The sequence below is a fragment of the Mesorhizobium sp. NFR06 genome (genome assembly GCF_900115245.1).
In the GTDB taxonomy this organism is placed as follows: Bacteria; Pseudomonadota; Alphaproteobacteria; order Rhizobiales; family Rhizobiaceae; genus Mesorhizobium.
The window spans coordinates 131,651-151,424 of sequence record NZ_FOVT01000005.1; the positions used below are offsets into that span (position 1 = coordinate 131,651).

At 63.8% G+C, this 19,774-nt stretch carries 22 protein-coding genes; 16 read left to right on the forward strand and 6 right to left on the reverse strand.

Features of this window, described 5'->3' with window-relative positions:
* Positions 1 to 121: 121 nt before the first annotated feature.
* Positions 122 to 265 (forward strand): hypothetical protein, encoded by a 144-nt coding sequence (locus tag F3H96_RS11425; protein WP_149801846.1) that lies wholly within the window; start codon positions 122 to 124, stop codon positions 263 to 265.
* Positions 266 to 323: 58 nt separating this feature from the next.
* Positions 324 to 455: a hypothetical protein gene (locus F3H96_RS31505; protein ID WP_280177773.1), complete on the forward strand. Its 132-nt coding sequence runs from the start codon at positions 324 to 326 to the stop codon at positions 453 to 455.
* 1 nt (position 456) lies between these two features.
* On the opposite strand, the gene F3H96_RS11430 is transcribed toward F3H96_RS31505, so the two are convergent.
* A complete protein-coding gene (locus F3H96_RS11430; protein ID WP_149801847.1) occupies positions 457 to 831 on the reverse strand; it encodes a DUF423 domain-containing protein in 375 nt (124 codons plus the stop codon).
* Between the two features lie 35 nt (positions 832 to 866).
* A complete protein-coding gene (locus tag F3H96_RS11435) occupies positions 867 to 2,114 on the reverse strand; it encodes an MFS transporter (protein WP_149801848.1) in 1,248 nt (415 codons plus the stop codon).
* 116 nt (positions 2,115 to 2,230) lie between these two features.
* Here F3H96_RS11435 and F3H96_RS11440 point away from each other — a divergent pair, with 116 nt between their 5' ends.
* Positions 2,231 to 2,896: a GntR family transcriptional regulator gene (locus tag F3H96_RS11440; protein WP_149801849.1), complete on the forward strand. Its 666-nt coding sequence runs from the start codon at positions 2,231 to 2,233 to the stop codon at positions 2,894 to 2,896.
* Positions 2,897 to 3,021: 125 nt separating this feature from the next.
* Positions 3,022 to 3,993, forward strand: coding sequence for a glycosyl transferase family 90 (locus F3H96_RS11445; protein WP_149801850.1), 972 nt, complete (start codon positions 3,022 to 3,024; stop codon positions 3,991 to 3,993).
* A 100-nt stretch (positions 3,994 to 4,093) separates the two neighbouring features.
* Here F3H96_RS11445 and F3H96_RS11450 read toward each other — a convergent pair whose 3' ends face one another.
* On the reverse strand, positions 4,094 to 5,137 hold the full coding sequence (locus F3H96_RS11450; protein WP_149801851.1) for an aldo/keto reductase: 1,044 nt from the start codon (positions 5,135 to 5,137) through the stop codon (positions 4,094 to 4,096).
* Between the two features lie 265 nt (positions 5,138 to 5,402).
* On the opposite strand from F3H96_RS11450, the gene ppk2 reads away from it, so the two are divergent.
* Positions 5,403 to 6,323 (forward strand): polyphosphate kinase 2, encoded by a 921-nt coding sequence (gene ppk2, locus F3H96_RS11455; RefSeq protein WP_149801852.1) that lies wholly within the window; start codon positions 5,403 to 5,405, stop codon positions 6,321 to 6,323.
* Positions 6,324 to 6,369: 46 nt separating this feature from the next.
* Here ppk2 and F3H96_RS11460 read toward each other — a convergent pair whose 3' ends face one another.
* The 3 genes from F3H96_RS11460 to F3H96_RS11470 all read right to left on the reverse strand — a co-directional run bounded on the left by F3H96_RS11460 (position 6,370) and on the right by F3H96_RS11470 (position 9,184).
* Entirely contained in the window at positions 6,370 to 7,017 is a 648-nt protein-coding gene (locus F3H96_RS11460) for a dihydrofolate reductase family protein (protein WP_149801853.1), read from the reverse strand.
* Between the two features lie 201 nt (positions 7,018 to 7,218).
* Positions 7,219 to 8,250, reverse strand: a complete 1,032-nt coding sequence (gene hemB / locus F3H96_RS11465) for a porphobilinogen synthase (protein ID WP_149801854.1) — start codon at positions 8,248 to 8,250, stop codon at positions 7,219 to 7,221.
* Positions 8,251 to 8,371: 121 nt separating this feature from the next.
* Positions 8,372 to 9,184 carry a DUF2066 domain-containing protein gene (locus F3H96_RS11470; RefSeq protein ID WP_149801855.1) on the reverse strand — a complete coding sequence of 271 codons (813 nt, stop codon included), beginning with the start codon at positions 9,182 to 9,184 and terminating at the stop codon, positions 8,372 to 8,374.
* Between the two features lie 158 nt (positions 9,185 to 9,342).
* Here F3H96_RS11470 and F3H96_RS11475 point away from each other — a divergent pair, with 158 nt between their 5' ends.
* From F3H96_RS11475 to F3H96_RS11525, 11 genes are all read left to right on the forward strand, one after another.
* Positions 9,343 to 10,386, forward strand: coding sequence for an enoyl-CoA hydratase/isomerase family protein (locus F3H96_RS11475; protein ID WP_149801856.1), 1,044 nt, complete (start codon positions 9,343 to 9,345; stop codon positions 10,384 to 10,386).
* The gene (locus F3H96_RS11480) at positions 10,383 to 10,805 is read left to right on the forward strand and encodes a DUF6163 family protein (RefSeq protein WP_149801857.1); all 423 of its coding nucleotides are present in this window, start codon (positions 10,383 to 10,385) and stop codon (positions 10,803 to 10,805) included. The genes F3H96_RS11475 and F3H96_RS11480 overlap by 4 nt, the downstream gene beginning before the upstream one ends.
* A gap of 239 nt (positions 10,806 to 11,044) precedes the next feature.
* Complete coding sequence (locus F3H96_RS11485) at positions 11,045 to 11,560, forward strand: winged helix DNA-binding protein (protein ID WP_013896002.1); 516 nt, start codon at positions 11,045 to 11,047, stop codon at positions 11,558 to 11,560.
* 429 nt (positions 11,561 to 11,989) lie between these two features.
* On the forward strand, positions 11,990 to 13,243 hold the full coding sequence (locus F3H96_RS11490; protein ID WP_149801858.1) for a L,D-transpeptidase family protein: 1,254 nt from the start codon (positions 11,990 to 11,992) through the stop codon (positions 13,241 to 13,243).
* 172 nt (positions 13,244 to 13,415) lie between these two features.
* Entirely contained in the window at positions 13,416 to 15,056 is a 1,641-nt protein-coding gene (locus F3H96_RS11495; RefSeq protein ID WP_149801859.1) for a Na+/H+ antiporter, read from the forward strand.
* Between the two features lie 126 nt (positions 15,057 to 15,182).
* Positions 15,183 to 16,496, forward strand: coding sequence for a serine hydroxymethyltransferase (glyA, locus tag F3H96_RS11500; protein WP_149801860.1), 1,314 nt, complete (start codon positions 15,183 to 15,185; stop codon positions 16,494 to 16,496).
* 90 nt (positions 16,497 to 16,586) lie between these two features.
* Positions 16,587 to 17,180 (forward strand): hypothetical protein, encoded by a 594-nt coding sequence (locus F3H96_RS11505; protein ID WP_244619967.1) that lies wholly within the window; start codon positions 16,587 to 16,589, stop codon positions 17,178 to 17,180.
* A 139-nt stretch (positions 17,181 to 17,319) separates the two neighbouring features.
* Positions 17,320 to 17,799: a transcriptional regulator NrdR gene (nrdR, locus tag F3H96_RS11510; protein ID WP_149801861.1), complete on the forward strand. Its 480-nt coding sequence runs from the start codon at positions 17,320 to 17,322 to the stop codon at positions 17,797 to 17,799.
* A gap of 2 nt (positions 17,800 to 17,801) precedes the next feature.
* A complete protein-coding gene (ribD, locus tag F3H96_RS11515; protein WP_149801862.1) occupies positions 17,802 to 18,932 on the forward strand; it encodes a bifunctional diaminohydroxyphosphoribosylaminopyrimidine deaminase/5-amino-6-(5-phosphoribosylamino)uracil reductase RibD in 1,131 nt (376 codons plus the stop codon).
* A complete protein-coding gene (locus F3H96_RS11520; protein ID WP_149801863.1) occupies positions 18,932 to 19,549 on the forward strand; it encodes a riboflavin synthase in 618 nt (205 codons plus the stop codon). The genes ribD and F3H96_RS11520 overlap by 1 nt, the downstream gene beginning before the upstream one ends.
* A complete protein-coding gene (locus tag F3H96_RS11525; RefSeq protein ID WP_210248153.1) occupies positions 19,549 to 19,728 on the forward strand; it encodes a DUF1778 domain-containing protein in 180 nt (59 codons plus the stop codon). Before F3H96_RS11520 ends, F3H96_RS11525 begins: the two co-directional genes overlap by 1 nt.
* The last annotated feature ends 46 nt before the right edge of the window (positions 19,729 to 19,774 follow it).

Genomic DNA, 19,774 nt, shown 5'->3' on the forward strand with positions numbered 1-19,774 from the left:
CTATCATTTTTATTGGATCGATTCAAATTTCCGCTTGACTGCGATTGCAGGAGGCGTATTTTTGAATCGATCCAAATCGGTAATTCCGCTGGTTTGGAACAGGTTCAGAAGGGAGGGTGCCATGCATCCGGTCAATTTTTTATTCGAGGACATCTACGGCAACGATTGGGGCATCGCCTCGGCCGCAACGAGCCAGAAGCGCCGCGGCAAGGCAAGCCCGTGGAAACGCGAGCTGCGCTTCATCGTGGAGCGCAAGCGCGGCTGAGCCACGGCCACTTTTCGCGCCGATATGTTGGATCGATTCAATGCGAAGGAGAAGCAGCATGCATCCGATTGGTCATCTGTTTCAGGACATCTACCGCAACTACTGGGGCATCACGCCCGGAACCGAGCAGCCGGAACGGCGACGCGCCGGCGAGCAGCCCGCGCGAAAGCGGCGGAGCAGCCGAAAATAGTTTAAGGGCGAGGACGCCATAGCGCCGAGACGGCGATCGCCACCCAGCCGGCGATCAGCAGCGTGCCGCCGATCGGCGCCGACATCGGAAACAATCGCGAGCCGAGAAAGTCGCGGGCGAGCAGATCGCCGCAGAACAGGAGCAGGCCCGCCAGCAGCACGAGGCTGGCGATCCTGAGGCAGCGGTTGGCGCCGGCGAGGCCGACGGCCAGGAACACCGGCGCATGCATCAGGAGGAAGTTGGCCGCCGTGCCGGTGAAGGCGCCGCCGCGATGCGCGGCGGCCGCCGACAGCGCCACGCCGGCTGCGCCGACAAGCCCACCGGCCAGCACGAGCAAGCGGCTACCGCCGTTGATAGGGTTTGCCGGTACGCTCATGGGGCTCCATCGTGGCTGGCCGAGGAAGCGGACCGTCAGGTCTCGCCAGCCTCGAGCAGCATATGCCGCGTCCGTCGCGACTGCACAATCCAGTTGTAGACCGCGCCGAGCGCCATCAGCGCCGACGTTCCCAAAAACACCGAGCGCATGCCGAAATGCCCGCCGGCGAAGCCCCCGGCGAGCGGCCCCGCGACCTGGCCGACATATTGCGCCGAGATCGCCAGCCCAAGCACATTGCCGCCGACACCGTCCGGGATGTTGTGACGGATGACGCTGGTGATGCAGGGCAGGAGACCGCCCAGCGCCAGGCCCATCAGGAAGCGCAGGCCGATCAATTGCCAGCCGTTGGCGACGAAGGCTTGCGGAATGAGCAGCAACGCCGAAACCGCGAGCGCGCCGACCACGACGTTCCAATGGCCGACGCGATCGGCGAGTTTTCCCAACCAGGACGAGGACAGGATGGTGCCGAGGGCCGCCGCCGACATGACGACGCCCGCGACTATCGTCACCTTGCTCTGGTCCTCGATGAGCTGTTGCACATAGACGGTGATGATCGGCTCGATCGACATGGTGGCGAAGGCAAGCAGCATGCCGGTGGCCAGCATGGCGACGACCGGCCGCTTGTCGGGTATTTGCGACCAACCGCTTTTGGCCTTTGCCGCCGAGACAGGCTTGGGCGCCGGCGGATTTTCCTTGATCAGGAAGGTCGTCGCCAGGAAGGCGAGGAAGATGACGGCGCCGGAAAGCAGGAAGGTCGCGCGGATGCCGATCAGCGGCGGCAGCAAGCCACCGAGTAGCGGTCCGACCAGCGAACCCGCCGTAATGCCGGCTGCCAGCACGCCCAACGCCCAGCCCGAGCGCTGCTTGGGCGTCTGCATGGCCACCAGGATCGTCGAGCCCGACGAATAGCCGCCGGCAAAGCCGATCAGCAGCCGCAGCAGCACCAGTTGCCAAACGCTCTGAACCATGCCGGTCAAGGACATGCAGATCGCCATGCCGAACGATGCGCGCACCAGCATCAGCTTGCGGCCGTAGCGGTCGCCCAGCCGCCCCCAGACCGGCGCGACCAGCGCCGCGGCAAAGAAGGTCGCGCCATAGGCGATGCCTGACCATTGCACGATCGCGGCATGCCCCTCGGCGCCCAACTGTTCGACATAGAGCGGCAGGAACGGCAGCAGCAGCGTCATGGCGATAAGCGTGCTGAACGAGCCGGCGAAGCAGACGGCGAGGTTGCGCCGCCAATGGATGTTGAAGCCGCCCGTTTCGGAAGGTTTGTCGGTCATGTCAGGCCTGCCGGTGATCCCGGTTGTTGTGGATACCGATTTGGTATACCAAGATGGTATTCGTCATGGACCTGACACTTGCCGCTGTCAATGCGGCTTTGGAAAGCGGAACTGCAATGTCGCAGATGCTGAATGTCGAAAGACAGCTTCGCGAGATGATCCTCGGGCTGGAGATCGGCCCGGGCGAGCGGCTGACCGAGCGCTGGATCGAGAGCCGTTTCGGCGCCTCGCGCACGCCGGTGCGGGCGGCGCTGCTGCGCCTGGAGACGGAAGGGTTGATCGGCCGCGACGGCCGCGGCTGGACGGTGGCGCCGATCAACCTTGCGGAACTCGGGCAGATCGCCGTCTACCGTGAGGCCGTCGAGGTGGCCGCCGTCCGCCTGACCACCGCGCTCGAAGACCGCAGCGGGGTCGAGGTGATCGCGGCGATGCTTGATTCTTGCGATAGCGAGACGCCGCGCGAGGAGTGGCATCGCGTCGGCATGGATTTCCACATCGAACTGGCAAGGCTTTCCGGCAACGAGTTTCTGCTCAGGGCGGTTCGCGACGCGATGACCAGGCTGTCGCGCGCGCGCTGGCTCGAGGTGCGGGATGAAACGGCGCTCGGCCGCGCCTGGGCCGAACATCATGCCATCCTCGCCGCCGTCAGGGCCGGCGACGCGGACGAAGCGACGCGCCTGCTTTCCGCCCACATCGCGGGCAGCCGCGACCGGCTTGTCACCTCGCTGCATGACGACAGGCGCGGGCTGCGCGCACGGGGATTTGCCGTGGTCGCCGCCTGAGGAGGAAAGCATCATTGCAAGGCCGGAAGCATTAGCAGGCTTGCAACATGGCCGGGAGAATGCTGTAGGAGACTCGGGGGATGAAGGCTGACTACCATTGACCATCTTGCTGAACGCGCGGACGCATGGCCACAATTTCACGAACCGCCGCAAAGCTGTTCTACTACGCGCGCAATTTCGCGCGCGACCGCGCACCGCAGTCCCTGTTCCGCGACCGCCTGGCCAACCGGCTTGAGCAGGCCAGGCTCTCGGGCAAGACGGTTCGCGAACGACTGAACTACTACAACAAGTTGGAACACCCGTTCGTGCCCAGTCCGAACGCGATACCCGTCGGCAAGCTGCCGTCCTCGTCCAGCATGTATTATTACGACCTCAAGGAATTCGCCCGCTATTTCGATCCCGGTCTGCTGATCGATTTCGAGTTCGGCGACGTCATCGGCGTTCCGGAGGTTCCAAGGATCGTCAAGGACCGGCCGATCGGCGACGACAACGCCAACGGCGTGCTGATGAAGCTGAACAAGTTCCGCCACTTTTACATGCCGCCCGACAGCCTGCCTTTCTCCGCCAAGCGCCCGATGGTGGTCTGGCGCGGTCATCTCAACAATCCGATTCGCACCCGCTTCGTGGAAAAGGCCGCCAACCTGCCGATCTGCGATGCGGGCTCCCACCGGGCCGACGCGCCGCAGGGCTACCGCAAGCCGTACCTGAACATCGAGGAGCAGCGGCGCTATCGCTACATCGTTTCGCTCGAAGGCAATGATGTCGCGACAAACCTGAAATGGATCATGAGTTCCAATTCGCTCTGCCTGATGCCGGAACCGACCTATGAAACCTGGTTTGCCGAAGCCCAGGTCGAGCCCAATGTCCACTTCGTGCCGCTGGAGCAGGATTTCTCCGATCTGGTCGAGAAGGTGGCTTATTTCGAAAAACATCCCGCCGCAGCGGGACAGATAACCGCCGCCGCCAATATGTATTGCCGCAAATTCGGCAACCAGCAGGACGAGCAGGCGATCTCGCTGCTCGTCCTCTATAAATATTTCGTGCTGAGCGGGCAGATCCAGCCCGATCCCGAAGTCTGGCGCTTCATAGCCGGTTGAGCGGTTGACCGCCCTGTCCCTTTGCCTCGACGCCACTCCAGACGGCAGGCCACTGCGAGGGCGCCGGGCCTGACCGTTTCACACTTTTCCCGGGATCGCCTTAAGGGTGAGAGCGATCGAGCACCTGATCGGCCGGCCCGAAACGATCCCGCGCGGTGAACTGCTGGTGCCAGTAGGGATAAAGCAGCGGCGGCCGACTGACCGCATCGAGGCGCTGGCGTTCTTCGTCGGCGAGCGACAGGCTGGCCGCGGCGAGGTTGTCCTTGAGCTGCGCCTCATTGCGGACGCCGATCACCAGTGAGCTTACCGCCGGGCGGCCGAGCAGCCAGGCAAGCGCCACCTGCGCCGCCGAGACGCCGCGCGCCTTGCCGATATCGGCCAGCACGTCGACGATGCGCCACAGCCGGTCCTCGTCGCGGATCGGCGGTTCCTTCCAGCCACCGATCTGGCGCGCGGTCGGGCTGTCGCGATGATATTTGCCGGACAGCAGGCCTCCCGCCAGCGGGCTCCAGACCAGCACGCCGAGGCCCTGGTCGACCGAGATCGGCAGCAATTCGTATTCGGCCTCGCGCGCTTCCAGCGTGTAGTGGATCTGCTGGGTGACGAAACGCGCCTGATGGCGGCTGTCGCTGACCGCCAGCGCCTTCATCACCTGCCAGCCCGAGTAATTGGAGCAGCCGATATAGCGGACCTTGCCCTGGTTGACCAAGGTGTCGAGGGCCGCAATCGTCTCTTCCAGCGGCGTCAGCCCGTCCCACTGGTGGACGAAATAGATGTCGATGACGTCGGTCTTGAGCCGCTTCAGGCTCTTTTCGCATTCGCGGACCAGATGATGGCGCGACAGGCCTTCGTCGTTCGGGCCGGTGCCGATGCGCATGCGCGCCTTGGAGGCGATCAGCACATCGTTCTTGCGCTTGCCGCCAAGCGCCTCGCCGATGATCTCTTCCGAGATACCGTTGGAATAGACATTGGCGGTGTCGATCAGATTGATGCCGGCATCGATGCAGGTGTCGATGATGCGCCGGGCTTCCGCAAGATCGGAATTGCCGACGGCGGCGAACGGCCCGGCGCCGCCGAAGGTCATGGTGCCAAGCGTCAATGTCGAGACTTTCAAGCCGGATCGGCCCAGCGTGCGGTATTCCATCTCAGTCCTCGCAATTTGTTGAAGCAGCGCCGTGGCGAGCGCCGGGAACAGGCGAGGGGATTTGTAGGACAATTCCGGTGGCTTGTCGCCCCGCGATCGATACGGGCCGATCACATATCGGCTATGTCGATGCCTGTTGTCGGGCGCTTGCAATAAAACCGTCATTGCGCCTCTGTATCTCAGTCGGCTCACGGTGTTGCGTATCCGGCCGGAGCCGGAGCGCATTCCCAGGCAACGATGGCTGACAGGCAGACGGAGCTGCGCGATGAATGAAGTGAAACCGAATTCCGGAGCGAAGGACTGGCTCGAAGCCGAACTCGAGGACACGCTCGACGAGGACTATGAGCTGGAGATTTCCGAGCCGGCGCTCTCGCTCGAGATCGCCAAGATCTACAAGAAGTCGCATCCGCCCTCCATCGAGCGGATGACCTATTTTCGCGAGTTGCTCAGGCTCCAATCGGAACTGATCAAGCTGCAGTCCTGGGTCGCCTACCATAAGAAGAAGCTTGTGGTGATCTTCGAGGGCCGCGATTCCGCAGGCAAGGGCGGCGTCATCAAGCGCATCACCCAGCGGCTTAATCCCCGCATCGCCCGTGTCGTGGCGCTGCCGGCGCCGACCGAGCGCGAGAAGTCGCAATGGTATTTCCAGCGCTACGTGCCGCATCTGCCGGCCGGCGGCGAGATCGTGCTGTTTGACCGCTCCTGGTACAACCGATCCGGCGTCGAGCGGGTGATGGGCTTTGCCGATTCCGATCAGGTCGAGGAGTTCTTCCGCGACGTGCCGGAATTCGAGCGCATGCTGGTCCGCTCCGGCATCACCCTGGTGAAATATTGGTTCTCGATCACCGATGAGGAACAGCAGATGCGCTTCCTGATGCGCATCCATGACCCCATGAAGCAGTGGAAACTGTCGCCGATGGACCTGCAGTCGCGCGTTCGCTGGGAGCAGTACACCAAGGCCAAGGAAGAGACCTTCGCCCGCACCAACATTCCGGAGGCGCCCTGGTTCATCGTCGAAGGCAACGACAAGAAGCGGGCGCGGCTGAACTGCATCGACCACCTGCTGCAGCAATTGCCTTATGAGGAAGTGCCGCACGAGGAGATCACGCTGCCGGAACGCGTCTTCAATCCGCAATACGAGCGCCAGGTCCTGCCGCGCGAACTCTACGTTCCGGAGAAGTATTGAGGCGGTGAAGCTGCGATCTCCCCCCTTGTGGGGGAGATTAGGCTCCTCACGCCCGCCCGATCATCACATGCGTGGCGTCTGCCGTGGCGACCTGACTGATGCAGCGGTAGCCGAGCTTCAGCATGTCGAGGCCACCGAAAAGATGCTCGCCGGTGCCGAGCAGGACTGGCGAGATCGCCAGGTGCATTTCGTCGATCAGCTTTTCTTGCAGATACTGCCGGATGGTCGAAACACCGCCGCCAATCCGCACATCCTTGCCATCGGCCGCTGCCTTCGCCTGTTCGAGCGCGGAATGGATACCGTCGGTGATGAAATAGAAGGTCGTGCCGCCTTCCATCTCGATCGGCGTGCGTTTGTAATGCGTTAGCACGAAAACCGGCACGTGATACGGCGGGTTGTCGCCCCACCAGCCTTTCCAGCTATCGTCCGGCCAATCGCCGCGGATCGGCCCGAACATGTTGCGGCCGAGGATCCAGGCGCCGACATTCTCGAAGCTGCGCACTGCGAATTCGTCGTCGACGCCGGTGGTGCCGCCGTCCTTGCCGATCACCATCTCGCGAAAAGTGCGGGTGCCGATCATCCACTTGTGTAGGCCTTCTCCGCCGATGCCGAGCGGATTGGCCAGATCCTGATCGGGACCGGCGCCGTAGCCATCAAGCGACAGAGTGAAAGCATTGACACGCAGCTTGGGCATGATTTGCTCCTAGACCAGTTTTGATTTGCAATCAGTTATGGAGTAACCGATTGCGCATTGCAAGCAGTATTTTGGCAAGCACAGGATCTCGGTCCGTGCGCGCCCGAGCGCCATGGACCGCGGTCGCGCAAAGCAAGGGCGCGCATCGCGATCGCGCGGCTGCCATGGATCAGTGTACTGGAAGTTCGATTGCCGAGAGGCTCAGCCCTTCAGCATTCCCGCGACGGTCGGTGCGAAATAGGTGAGGACGCCGTCGCAGCCAGCGCGCTTCAGTGCAAGCAGCGATTCCAGCATCGCCTTTTCGCCATCGATCCAGCCGTTGGCGGCAGCGGCCTTGATCATCGAATACTCGCCCGACACCTGATAGGCGAAGGTCGGCATCTGGAACTCGTCCTTCAGCCGCCGGATGATGTCGAGATAGGGGAGCCCCGGCTTCACCATCAGCATGTCGGCGCCTTCGGCGAGATCCTGTTCGGCCTCGCGCACCGCCTCGTCCGAATTGGCGTGGTCGATGTAATAGGTTTTCTTGTCGCCCTTGAGCAGGCCGGCGGTGCCGACCGCCTCTCGGTATGGGCCGTAGAAGGCCGAAGCGAACTTCGTCGCATAGGACATGATCGCCACGTCCTGGAAACCGTTGGCATCGAGCGCGTCGCGGATGGCGCCGATGCGGCCATCCATCATGTCGGATGGCGCTATGATGTCGGCGCCGGCCGCAGCCTGGATGACGGCCGCTGCGGTGATCTGCTCCACCGTCTCGTCATTGACGATGATGCCGTCGCGCAAAATCCCGTCATGGCCGTGGCTGGTGAAAGGGTCGAGCGCGGCATCGGTGATGATGCCGATCTCCGGCACAGCGTCCTTGATGGCCCGCGTGGCGCGGTTGATGACGTTGTCGGGATCCAGAATGTGCGAGCCCGTCTGATCGCGCAGCGACAGCTCGATATTGGGGAAGGTCGCGATGGCCGGAATGCCGAGCCTGGCGGCGCGCTCGGCTTCCTTCACCGCGAGGTCGATGGACAGGCGATAGACGTCCGGCATGGCGGCGATCGGCTCGCGTCTGTTCTTGCCGTCGACCACGAAGATCGGCCAGATCAGGTCGTTCACCGAAAGCTGGTTCTCCTGCACCAGCCGGCGCGACCAGTCGGCCTTGCGCATGCGCCTGAGCCGCCGGCTGCCGGTGATCTCATCGACGCTGCGCGCGCCGGCGGGCTTTGCGGGGGTGAATTTGTTCATCGCCAAAACTCTCGTTTGCGCCGGCTTTTACCATGCGCCCCCGCCCGTGACCAATGCGACACGATTGTGCCAGGGCGGCTCGGTTTCCTCTCGCCATTTTCGTGGGGCTAGGAAACCCTCGTCAGGGCTGTCCATTCCCCGACAAAATCTGTGCCGCCCCTTTCATCGCCACCCGAAACGCCTCGTCGAAGCTGACGCCGCTCGCTTCCCAGCGATAGGACCTGCCGCGGTCGGCCAGGCGCCAGTCGGCGATCCAGCCGAGTTCCTTGTCGCTCCACACAATGCTGCCGGCGAGCGCCCGGGCCGCTCCCGCTTTCTTCGCGAGTTTGTCGAGCCTTGCCATGTCGGTCCCGGAGAAGCCCTCCTCGTCGAGGCCGGCAAGTTGATTGGCCTTTGGAAAGGTGACGCGCATCAGCAGCGGATCGGCGGCATTGGCGAAGGATTCGCGCATCGCCTTGCCGCGCTCCTCGTCTTGCGTCAGCACGAAATGCCGCGCGCCTTGCGCGACGGTCATGAAGACGGCGATCGGTGGCCGCTCGTCGAGCCATGGCCTCCTGCCAAGCTGTGCCAAAAGCTTGTCGACGACGGCCGGCTTGTAGAGGCAGGTCAGATCATGCGGCCGGTCATGCGTGCCTTGCTCGTCATGGATCGGAATTCCCGCGAACCGGTCGTGGTAGCGGAAGGACTTGACGAAGTCGGCCGCCTTGTCGCGCAGCGCCAGCATCTCCGGCTTCTGCGTCAGCCGCTGGTCGCCGGAAACCTTGACCAGCACCTTGTCAAGGCAATCCTTGAAGCCGATCTGCCGGTTCACGTCTCCGGTGCCGGTGACGATCGTCTGCGCCTGGTAGAGTTCCGCGACTGTCGCGGCACGGACCGACGCCCCCAGACACAGGAGAGCGACCAATCCAACCACGAAGCGAGAAATTCCAGGCATGTCGATCTGCTCGAAACCTGTCGGGCGCGGGCCCGGTGCTTTGCCGGTTACCTACCATCTGGCGCGGCCGCCCGCCAGCGCGGTGATCCGGGCATTGACGCATCCCCATGCCGCCTTTAGCACTTCAGTCCCCCTGAAAGGGCCGAGAGGGATTGGTGATGGACTTTGGCGGAGGCGACGAGATTCGCTTCGAGCGTTTGGGCAAAGCGGGCGTGGTCACGTTGACACGGCCGAAGGCGCTCAACGCCGTCACCCACAACATGGTCAAGGCGCTCGGCAGGGCGCTCGACGCCTGGGAGCAGGACACGGGCATCGAAGTTGTCGTCGTCAAGGCCGAGGGCAGGGCGTTTTCAGCCGGCGGCGATATTCTGCACATCTATGAGGCCGGCCGCGCCGGTAAGCCGCCTGTCGACTTCTTCGCCGACGAGTACCGGCTGAACGCCCGCATCGCCCGCTTCAAAAAACCCTATGTCGCGCTGATCGACGGCATCGTCATGGGCGGCGGCGTCGGCATCTCCTTTCACGGCTCGCATCGCGTGCTGACCGAGAACGCGCAGTTCGCCATGCCCGAGGTCGGCATCGGCTTCTTCCCCGATGTCGGCGCCAGCCATTTGTTGCCCGACCTTGGCGGCTGCTTCGGCATGTATCTCGCCCTGACGGGAACTCGCATCCGCTATGGCGATGCGCTGTGGTCGGGGCTGGCCACCCACACCATCAAAGCCGACGATCAGGCGGGCCTGCTCGACGAACTGGCGACAAACGGCGACGCCAATGCCGAGTTGCGCGACTTCTTCGTGCCCGCGAAACGCGAGACCGAGCCGCGGGACCTGGATTCGATCGCGCTCCATTTTTCGAAGGGCACACTCGCCGGCATCGTCGCCAGCCTCGATCAAGCCGCCGCCGGCGACGCCTTCGCCGCCAGGACGCTGGCGACGATCAGAACCCGCTCGCCGACCAGCCTCAACGTCGCCTGGCGCGAGATCAGCGCCGGGCAGGCGCTGTCGATGGACGAATGCATGAAGATGGAATTCCGCATCCTGAATCGCATGCTCGCCGGTCATGATTTCTATGAAGGCATCCGCGCCGCCATCATCGACAAGGGCTCCAAGCCCGCGTGGCGGCCGGCAGACCTGGATGAGGTCCGCATGGCCGACATCGACGCCTATTTCGCGCCGCTCGGGGCCCAGGAGCTGGTCCTGTGAGCGAGGTCACCTCCCGGCGCGTGGTACTGCAGCCCTCGACCACCGAGGTCATCTTCGCCTGGTTCCAGCGCGTCATCGCCGGCTACTGCCTCTTGTTCGGCATTCTCTACTGGATCCGGCTGATCGGAATTTATCCGGGCGAGCTGTGGCGCTTCGACCTGATGCCGGTGCATTGGCAGGTGGCGGCGGCCATGCTTGCAGTGTTCTTTCCCTTCGCCGCCGCCGGCCTTTGGATGCTCGCGTCCTGGGGGCCGGTGATCTGGTTCATTTGCGCGGTGACCGAGACGGTGATGTATGCCGGCTTCCCCGATCTCTTCGGCCACCGGCTGCTGATCGTCGTCTCGCATGCCTGCGTGGCCTTGCTCTACATCGTCTTTCGAGTCACCATCTGGCTGCAGAAGCGCCAGCTTCGCCAATAGCCGGACCACCGGCTTCGGGGCCGATTTCGCGGCCCCATTCCGCTCCGAAATCCATTGGCTAAATCTTTAGGTTAATTGTTCTTGCTCGGGTGACCGACCGTTAAGCGTCTTTCGAAACCTCTTGCCGGTAAGCTCTTGTTAGCCCTGGCGTTTAAGTCGAATTTTATGAGTATTCGATAGTGTCGCGATCAAGGTGAAAGACAAAAAAATCACCGGGCGACAAACGAGAGGCAAAGACAATGATCAATTCGCGTCCGGCGGCGAAGACCGCTAACGTATCCGACGATCGCCGCGAGGCTATCCGTTCGCTGTACATGGAATCGCTGCAGCTGGTGGAGCGTCTGCACCGCCGCCTGCTTGATGTCATCAAGGACGAGTTCGACCGCAACGGCCGTTCCGACATCAATGCCATCCAGGCGCTGCTGCTCTTCAACATCGGCAATTCGGAGCTGACCGCCGGCGAGCTGCGCTCGCGCGGCTACTATCTCGGCTCGAACGTGTCCTACAATCTGAAGAAGCTGGTCGACCTCGGCTTCATCAACCACCAGCGCTCGCGCATCGACCGGCGCTCGGTCCGCGTCTCGCTGACGCCGAAGGGCAACGAGGTGGCGGACGTCGTCGCCGGCCTCTACGAGCGCCATGTCGGCTCGATCGAGCAGGTCGGCGGCATCAACACCGACGAGTTCAAGCAGATGAACCGCGCGCTGCAGCGCCTGGATCGCTTCTGGAACGATACGATTGCTTACCGGATGTGAGGCGCCCGACCGGCGGCAGAACATCCGCGCCGAAGAAGCGCGGCCCGAGGAAATAAGTGTCAAAGGGCTGGTGCCAAAGCGCGCCGGTCCTTTTTCAAAGCGCTCAGCCCGAAGCGTGTGAAGTAGGGGCCGGGAGATAAGATCAAGACACCGGTGCAGAAAAGCCTCGGTCCCTTTTCTATGATCTCCTCGCCACAAGCAAATCGCGGCCCAAGGCCACGTTGCCGCCATAATCGCGGTGGATGCGGATTGTGGGTGATGCTGCGGGCCTATGCCCTGCCCTCCTTGGAACCTGCGCGGCGGCGGCCTGTTCTGGCGGCCGGTGATGCGGATCATGGTTGGCGAATTGTTAAGTTTGCCACCCCTAGAGTGCGGACAAGCCGCCCGGCAAGCGAATTAAGCGAGAGCGATTAGCCAAGAATGTCTGCCATGAGAACCAGCCGCCGTTTCTTCCTCACCGGAGCCTCCGCGCTCGCCGCCGCGATGGTCGCCGGCCATGCCAGCGCGCAGGATGTGATCGGGGACATTCTGAAATCCTCGACACGCGGCAATTGGGACGACCAGTTTGACGCCCGCACCAACGACACCAACAAGGTCGCCTCGACGCTGCCGATCTTCAGCCAGCAGACCGTCGCCTTCACCGAGCAGGCGGTGGCGCAGTACCAGAACATCGTCTCCCAGGGTGGCTGGGAGCAGGTTCCGGCGACCAAGAAATTGCAGCTCGGCGTCGACGATCCGGATGTCGTTCCGCTGCGCAAGCGCCTGATGGTCTCGGGCGACCTGCCGCAAAGCGCCGGCATTTCGACGGCCTTCGATTCCTATGTCGACTCGGCCGTGAAGCGCTTCCAGCTCCGCCACGGCTTGCCTGCCGATGGCTCCATGGGCAAATACACGTATACGGCGATGAACGTGTCGGCGCAGATCCGGCTCGGCCAGCTGCAGACCAACCTGCAGCGCCTGAAGGAGAAGGCCGGCACGCTCGGCAGCCGTTACGTGCTGGTCGACATTCCCGGCGCCCAGGTCGAAGCGGTCGAGAACGATCGCGTGGTGCTGCGCCACACGGCGATCGTCGGCAAGATCGACCGCCAGACGCCGATCGTGAACTCGAAGATCAACGAAATCATCGTCAATCCGTACTGGAACGCGCCGGTCTCGATCGTGCGCAAGGACATCATTCCGCTCATGCGGAAGGATCCGAACTACCTCAAGGACAGCCACATCCGCCTGTTCGCGCCTGACGGCAGCGAGGTCGATCCGATGACCATCGACTGGTCGACGGATGATGCCGCGAAATACCGTTTCCGCCAGGATCCGGGCGGCAACAATGCCATGGCCTCGGTCAAGATCAACTTCCCGAGCCCGGACGGCGTCTACATGCACGACACGCCGCAGCAGAGCCTGTTCGGCAAGCTGATGCGTTTCGATTCCTCCGGCTGCGTGCGCGTCCAGAACGTGCGCGACCTCGTCACCTGGATCCTGCGCGACACGCCCGGCTGGGACCGCCAGCATTTCGAGGCGGCGATCAAGACCGGCGAGAACACGCCGATCCAGGTCGTCAATCCGGTGCCGGTGCACTTCCTCTATCTGTCGGCCTGGTCCACCGCTCCGGGCGTGGTGCAGTTCCGCGACGACATTTACGGCCTCGACGGTGCCAGCGAGCTGCAGATCAGCTCCGCGCAGTAAGCAGCTGGTATTTAAAGAAAAAAGGCCGCTCTCGTAGCGGCCTTTTTGTATTGTCCCGGCAGTGCTCTGCGCCCAATCTGAGGTGCAGGAAGGCCGGCCACCTGCATGAAGCCGCCCGGCTGGACGCGACACCGGCAATTGCGCATGGTCGGCAGAGACCCGGAATCGCGCCATGGACGTCGCCATTTTCATCCTCGTCGTGCTCGCCTTCGTGACGCTGTCCGGCGCGCTGGTGCGGCTGGTGCGCGTGCCGCTGCCGGTGCTGCAGATCGCCATCGGCGCGGCCCTTGCGTGGCCGGCGCGCGGCCTGCATGTCGATGTCGATCCGGAACTGTTTCTCCTTGTTTTCATCCCGCCGCTTTTGTTCGGCGATGCTTTCTCGGCGCCGAAGCGCGAGCTGATCGCGCTGCGCGCTCCGATCCTCGATCTCGCCATCGGGCTGGTCTTCTTCACCATCGTCGGTTTCGGCTACGCCTTGCACTGGTTGGTGCCGAGCATCCCGTTGGCCGTCGCTTTCGCTTTGGCCGCCGTGCTGTCGCCGACCGACGCGGTCGCCGTGTCCTCGATCGTCGATCGCAATGTCGTCCCGGCGCGGCTGATGCACATATTGGAAGGCGAGTCGCTGCTCAACGACGCCTCGGGCCTGGTGATGTTCCGCTTCACGGTCGCGGCGGCGCTGACCGGCGGCTTTTCGTTCGCCGCGGCATCGCTGGGTTTCCTCTTTGCGATCGCGATCGGCATTCTCGCCGGCGTCGCGGCGCTGTTCATTGCCGCAAAGTCGCTACAGGTCCTCGGCCGCATCACCGGCACACCGGCCGAAGCGCAGGTGCTGGTCATGGTCCTGTTGCCGTTCGTCGCCTATCTGATCGCCGAGCATTTCGGCGCGTCGGGCATTCTGGCGGCGGTCACGGCCGGCCTTCTGACCGGATATTCAGGCATCGTCCGCCACATGGCGGTGTCGGCGCGCATCCAGACGATCTCGCTCTGGTCGATGCTGATCTTCATGTTCAACGGCTCGCTCTTCATCCTGCTCGGCCTGCAACTGCCCGACATCATCCGCAAGGTGCCGCCGGAACTGACGACCCGTCACTGGCTGTTCGAGCCGGCATTGACGGTGCTGTTGCTCACGCTCTGCCTGATCGGCCTGCGCTTTGCCTGGATCTGGATCGGCGACATGGGCTCCGTGCTTGCCGCACGGCTTGGCAAGCGCAAGGCCGAACCCTTTGGCTTTCGCGTCAGGCTCGCCGGTTCGATCGCGGGCGTGCGCGGTGCAGTCACCCTCGCCGGCATCCTGTCCCTGCCGTTTACCTTGCAGGACGGCTCGCCCTTTCCGGCCCGCGATGTCGTGATCTTCCTGGCCGCCGGCGTCATCATCTGCTCGCTGGCGATAGCCAGCCTGGCCTTGCCGGCGGTTGCGCGCGGCCTCGTCGAGCCTGGCGAGCACCCGGGCGCCGCCGAGGAGCGCCGGGCCAGGGTTGGTGCCGCCAAGGCGGCTATCGCCAGGATCGAAAGCTTCGCCAGCGACGGCAACGAAGGAGAGGCGGCAGGGATGAAGCTCGCGATCGCCGAGAGCGTCGCATCCATCTACCGGCGGCGCATCTCTTTGTCCGACGGCGCCGACGAAACCCGCGCCGAAGCCCGCGAATCCGGCCGGATCGAGATCGAACTCAGGCTTGCCGGCATCCAGGCCGAGCGCGCCGAGCTGCAGGCCATGCTCCGCCGCGGCGACATCAATGACCACACGGCACGCAAGCTGTTTACCGAGATCACCTTCTCCGAAGCGATCCTCAGGGGCCGCGCACCGCGCCAATAGCGTCGGCGAGCCATTGTTGCCGCAAACCGGCCAGCAAATTTCGCGCCGCAAACGTGGCGAGTCCCAAACAACTGTGTTAATGGCGCGGCGACCTCGCAGACCTCCGGCCCCAAGGGAAAGCAAGCCATGTCAAACGCAGCGGCAGCCACCAGCAAATTCGAATCCTTCTTCGAGACCACGCTTGCCGACGCCGATCCGGAAATCTTCGGCGCCATCCGCAACGAGCTTGGCCGCCAGCGCCATGAGATCGAGCTGATCGCTTCCGAAAACATCGTTTCGCGCGCCGTGCTGGAAGCGCAGGGCTCGATTATGACCAACAAATATGCCGAGGGCTATCCGGGCAAGCGCTACTATGGCGGCTGCCAGTTCGTCGATGTGGCCGAGGAACTGGCCATCGAACGCGCCAAAAGGCTGTTCGGCTGCAACTTCGCCAACGTCCAGCCGAACTCCGGCAGCCAGATGAACCAGGCGGTGTTCCTGGCGCTGCTGCAGCCCGGCGACACCTTCATGGGCCTCGACCTGAATTCGGGCGGCCATCTCACCCACGGCTCGCCGGTCAACATGAGCGGCAAGTGGTTCAAGGTCGTCTCCTACGGCGTTCGCAAGGACGATCACCTGCTCGACATGGACGCCATCGAGAAGACCGCGCATGAGACCAAGCCCAAGCTGATCCTGGCTGGCGGCACCGCCTATTCGCGCGTCTGGGACTGGAAGCGTTTCCGCGAGATCGCCGACGCGGTCGGCGCTTATCTCATGGTCGATATGGCGCATATCGCAGGCCTCGTCGCCGGCGGCATGCATCCCTCGCCGCTGCCCCATGCCCATGTCGTGACGACGACGACCCACAAGTCGCTGCGCGGTCCGCGCGGTGGCATGATCCTGTGCAATGACGAGGAAATCGCCAAGAAGATGAATTCGGCCGTTTTCCCCGGCCTGCAGGGCGGTCCGCTGATGCATGTCATCGCCGCCAAGGCGGTGGCGCTCGGCGAAGCGCTGAAGCCAAGCTTCAAGGCCTATGCCGAAAGCATAGTCGCCAACGCCAAGGCGCTGGCCTCGAGCCTGCAGGAGACCGGCCTCGATATCGTCTCGGGCGGCACCGACAACCATTTGATGCTGGTCGACCTCAGGCCGAAGAACGCGACCGGCAAGCGCGCGGAAGCAGCACTTGGCCGCGCCAACATCACCTGCAACAAGAACGGCATCCCGTTCGATCCTGAAAAGCCTTTCGTCACCTCCGGCGTGCGTCTCGGCACGCCTGCCGGTACCACGCGCGGCTTCGGCCAGGCCGAGTTCCGCGAGATCGGCAAGCTGATCGCCGAGGTGCTGGACGGGCTGAAGGTGGCGAATTCCGACGAGGGCAATGGTGCGGTCGAGGCCGCGGTGAAGGCCAAGGTCACGGCGCTGACGGATCGCTTCCCGCTCTACCCCTATCTCGGTTGACCCTCTCGGTTGACTGGGCGCCGCGCGTCATCTTTTATCCTCACGCTTCGCGCCGCTCCCCGGTAGGCGGCGCGGCTTACCGGAGACTTGATGATGCGCACTTTCCGTCTTGCCGCCGTCGCACTGTCTGGCCCGCTGACCGCTTTCGCGATGGCCGGCGCGGTCGCGCAGGAAAACTCCCAGCCCAATGCCGATATGCCGGTCACCAACAGCTTCGGCAGGTGGACCACCATCATCGACACGCTCGATACCGGGCAGGATGCGCATAAGACCTGCGCCGCCTCGACCGCTTTCGTCGACAGCCTCGGCAATGCGGGCTCTCTGACGATGTCGATCTCGACTGGCGACGCGCTGCCGCCTGATGCGTACCCGGCCATCATGCTCATCGTCGACAACAAGACCCTGCCGACCGGCAGCAAGATAGCCGCGACCTTCGGCGATCCCGGGGTGAAGGTTGCCGCGACGGTAACCTCCATCGCGGCGGCCGGTGGTCGACCCAGTTGGATGGTCGACAATGAGGCCAAGACCAGCCTTGCCTTGCTGCGGGCCATGCGCAAGGTTACCTCGCTCGATGTGACTTTCGGCAAGCAGGCCGTCGCCAGCATCCCGATGGATGGCTTTACCAAGGCCTATCGCAATCTCGGCACGTCATGCGGGTTTCCGACCAAGGACGTCGCGCCCTGAAGCAGTTGGCCGTCGGGGGAGGGCGCTGGCAATTGTGCCTGCGGCTCGCTATCTCTGATACGAGGGCTCTGCGCTTTGCCATTGCGGCAAAAGACACTAAGCCTTCCGCCACCTGAGAATCGCCAACCGAAGGCTTGCTATGCGCTGCCCTTATTGCCAGTCCGAAGATACGCAGGTGAAGGATTCGCGTCCCGCCGAGGACGGCGCTGCAATCCGCAGGCGCCGCGTCTGTCCCGATTGCGGCGGCCGTTTCACCACGTTCGAACGCGTCCAACTGCGCGATCTGGTCGTCGTCAAGAAGTCCGGCCGCAAGGTGCCGTTCGACCGCGACAAGCTGCTGCGCTCCGTCGAGATCGCGGTGCGCAAGCGCAATGTCGATCCTGAGCGCATCGACCGCGCCGTGACCGGCATCGTGCGCCAGCTCGAAAGCTCGGGCGAAACCGAAGTCGCTTCAGGCGAGGTCGGCCGGCTGGTCATGGAGGCGCTGAAATCGCTGGACGACGTTGCTTATGTCCGCTTCGCCTCGGTCTACCGCAATTTCCGCGAGGCCAGGGATTTCCACGAGCTGCTGGGCGAATTGAAGGGCGACGAGGAAAAGACCGAAGAGGACGCGGGCTGATCATGGCGGGACCGCGACGGAACGAGGCCGCGCAGGCGGCCCTTGATCGCCGTTTCATGGCCGCGGCCATCAGGCTGTCGCGCCGCAATGCCGGCCGCACGTCGACCAACCCCTCCGTCGGCACCATCATCGTGCGCGACGACGGCGCCGGTCCGATGATCGTGGGCACAGGCGTCACCGCCGTCGGCGGCCGCCCGCATGCCGAGACCGAGGCGCTGGCCGAGGCCGGCGAACTGGCGCGCGGCGCCACCGCCTATGTCACGCTGGAGCCTTGCGCCCATCACGGCCGCACGCCGCCTTGCGCCAACGCGCTGGTCAATGCCGGCATTGCGCGTGTCGTCGGCGCGGCGAGCGACCCCGATCCGCGCGTCTCTGGCAAGGGCTACGCCATCCTGCGCGCTGCCGGTGTCGAGGTGGTGGAGAAGGTGCTGGCCGCCGAGGCAGCCGAACAGATGGCCGGCTATCTGATCAGGTCTCTGAAGAAGCGCCCGGAAGTGACCTTGAAGCTTGCGCTTTCGAGCGACGGCAAGATCGGCAGGAAAGGTGCCGGGCAGGTTGCCATCACCGGCGAGATCGCGCGGCGCGAGGTCTATCTGATGCGCGCCGAGGCCGACGCCATCCTGGTCGGCATCGGTACCGCGCTCGAGGACGACCCAGCGCTGACCGTGCGCCTGCCGGGACTTGAGAACCGCTCGCCGGCGCGCATCATTCTCGATCGACAGATCCGGCTGCCGGAGACGTCCAAGCTGGTGTCCGGCGTCGATCGCGTGCCGCTCTATGTTGCGGCCTGCCTCGAAGCCGACCCTCATCGGCGAGCGGCGCTCGAACGCACCGGCGTGCGTTTCATCGGCACCGAGACATATGGCGGCGTCGTCGCCCTGCCGGAATTGCTCGAGGACCTTGCCGCGCTCGGCATGGCGAGCGTGCTGGTCGAAGGCGGCGCCCAGGTCGCGAGGGCCTTCCTGGACGAAGACCTCGTCGACCGCATCGTCCTGTTCCAGGGGCCGGATGCGATCGGCGTGGGTGGCATTGCCTCGCCCATCGACGCCGGCAATATCCCCGCGGGGTTCCGCAAACTGCGCGAGATGCGCTTCGGCGAGGACAGCTACGCCGAGTGGATGAGGGATTTCTGATGTTTACAGGGATTGTCACGGACGTCGGCACCGTTGCCGCGGTGAAGCCTCTGAGCGAAGGCGTTGGCCTGCGCATCGACACCGCTTATGACCCCGAGACCATCGCGATCGGCGCCTCGATCTCCTGCGGCGGTGTCTGTCTCACGGTCACGGCTCTGCCCGAGCATGGCGCGAACGCGCGCTGGTTCGAGGTCGAGGCGTGGGAGGAAGCGCTCAGGCTGACCACCGCATCGAACTGGAAATCCGGCACCAGGATCAATCTCGAACGGGCGCTGAAGCTGGGCGACGAGCTCGGCGGCCACATAGTTTCCGGCCATGTCGACGGCACCGCCGAGATCGTCGAGCGCAAGGAGGAGGGCGATGCCGTCCGCTTCACGCTGGAAGCGCCACGCCATCTGGCGAAATTCATCGCGCCGAAGGGCTCGATCGCGCTGGACGGCACCTCGCTCACCGTCAACAAGGTCGAAGGCGCCCGTTTCGACGTGCTTTTGATCCATCATTCCCTGAGCGTCACCACCTGGGGCGAACGCCAGGTGGGCGATCGTGTCAACCTCGAGATCGACACCATGGCCCGCTACGCCGCGCGGCTGGCCGAGGCGGCGAAAGAGGGGCTTTGATGACCAAAGACGAAATTGGCTCCGGTCACCGAGAAAACCCCCACGTCAAGGACGCGCCCGGCCTCAATCTGTCGGTCAACGATCGCAAGGTTTTCGTTGCAGCGCTGACCAATCCGCAGCCGGTGAACGATCGTCTAAGGGATACGGTGCTTCGCTATCGTCAGGCTGCTGGCGTCTGACTGCAGCAATCTTCCGCTTGCGATCAACCCGGCTTCGGCCTAAGTC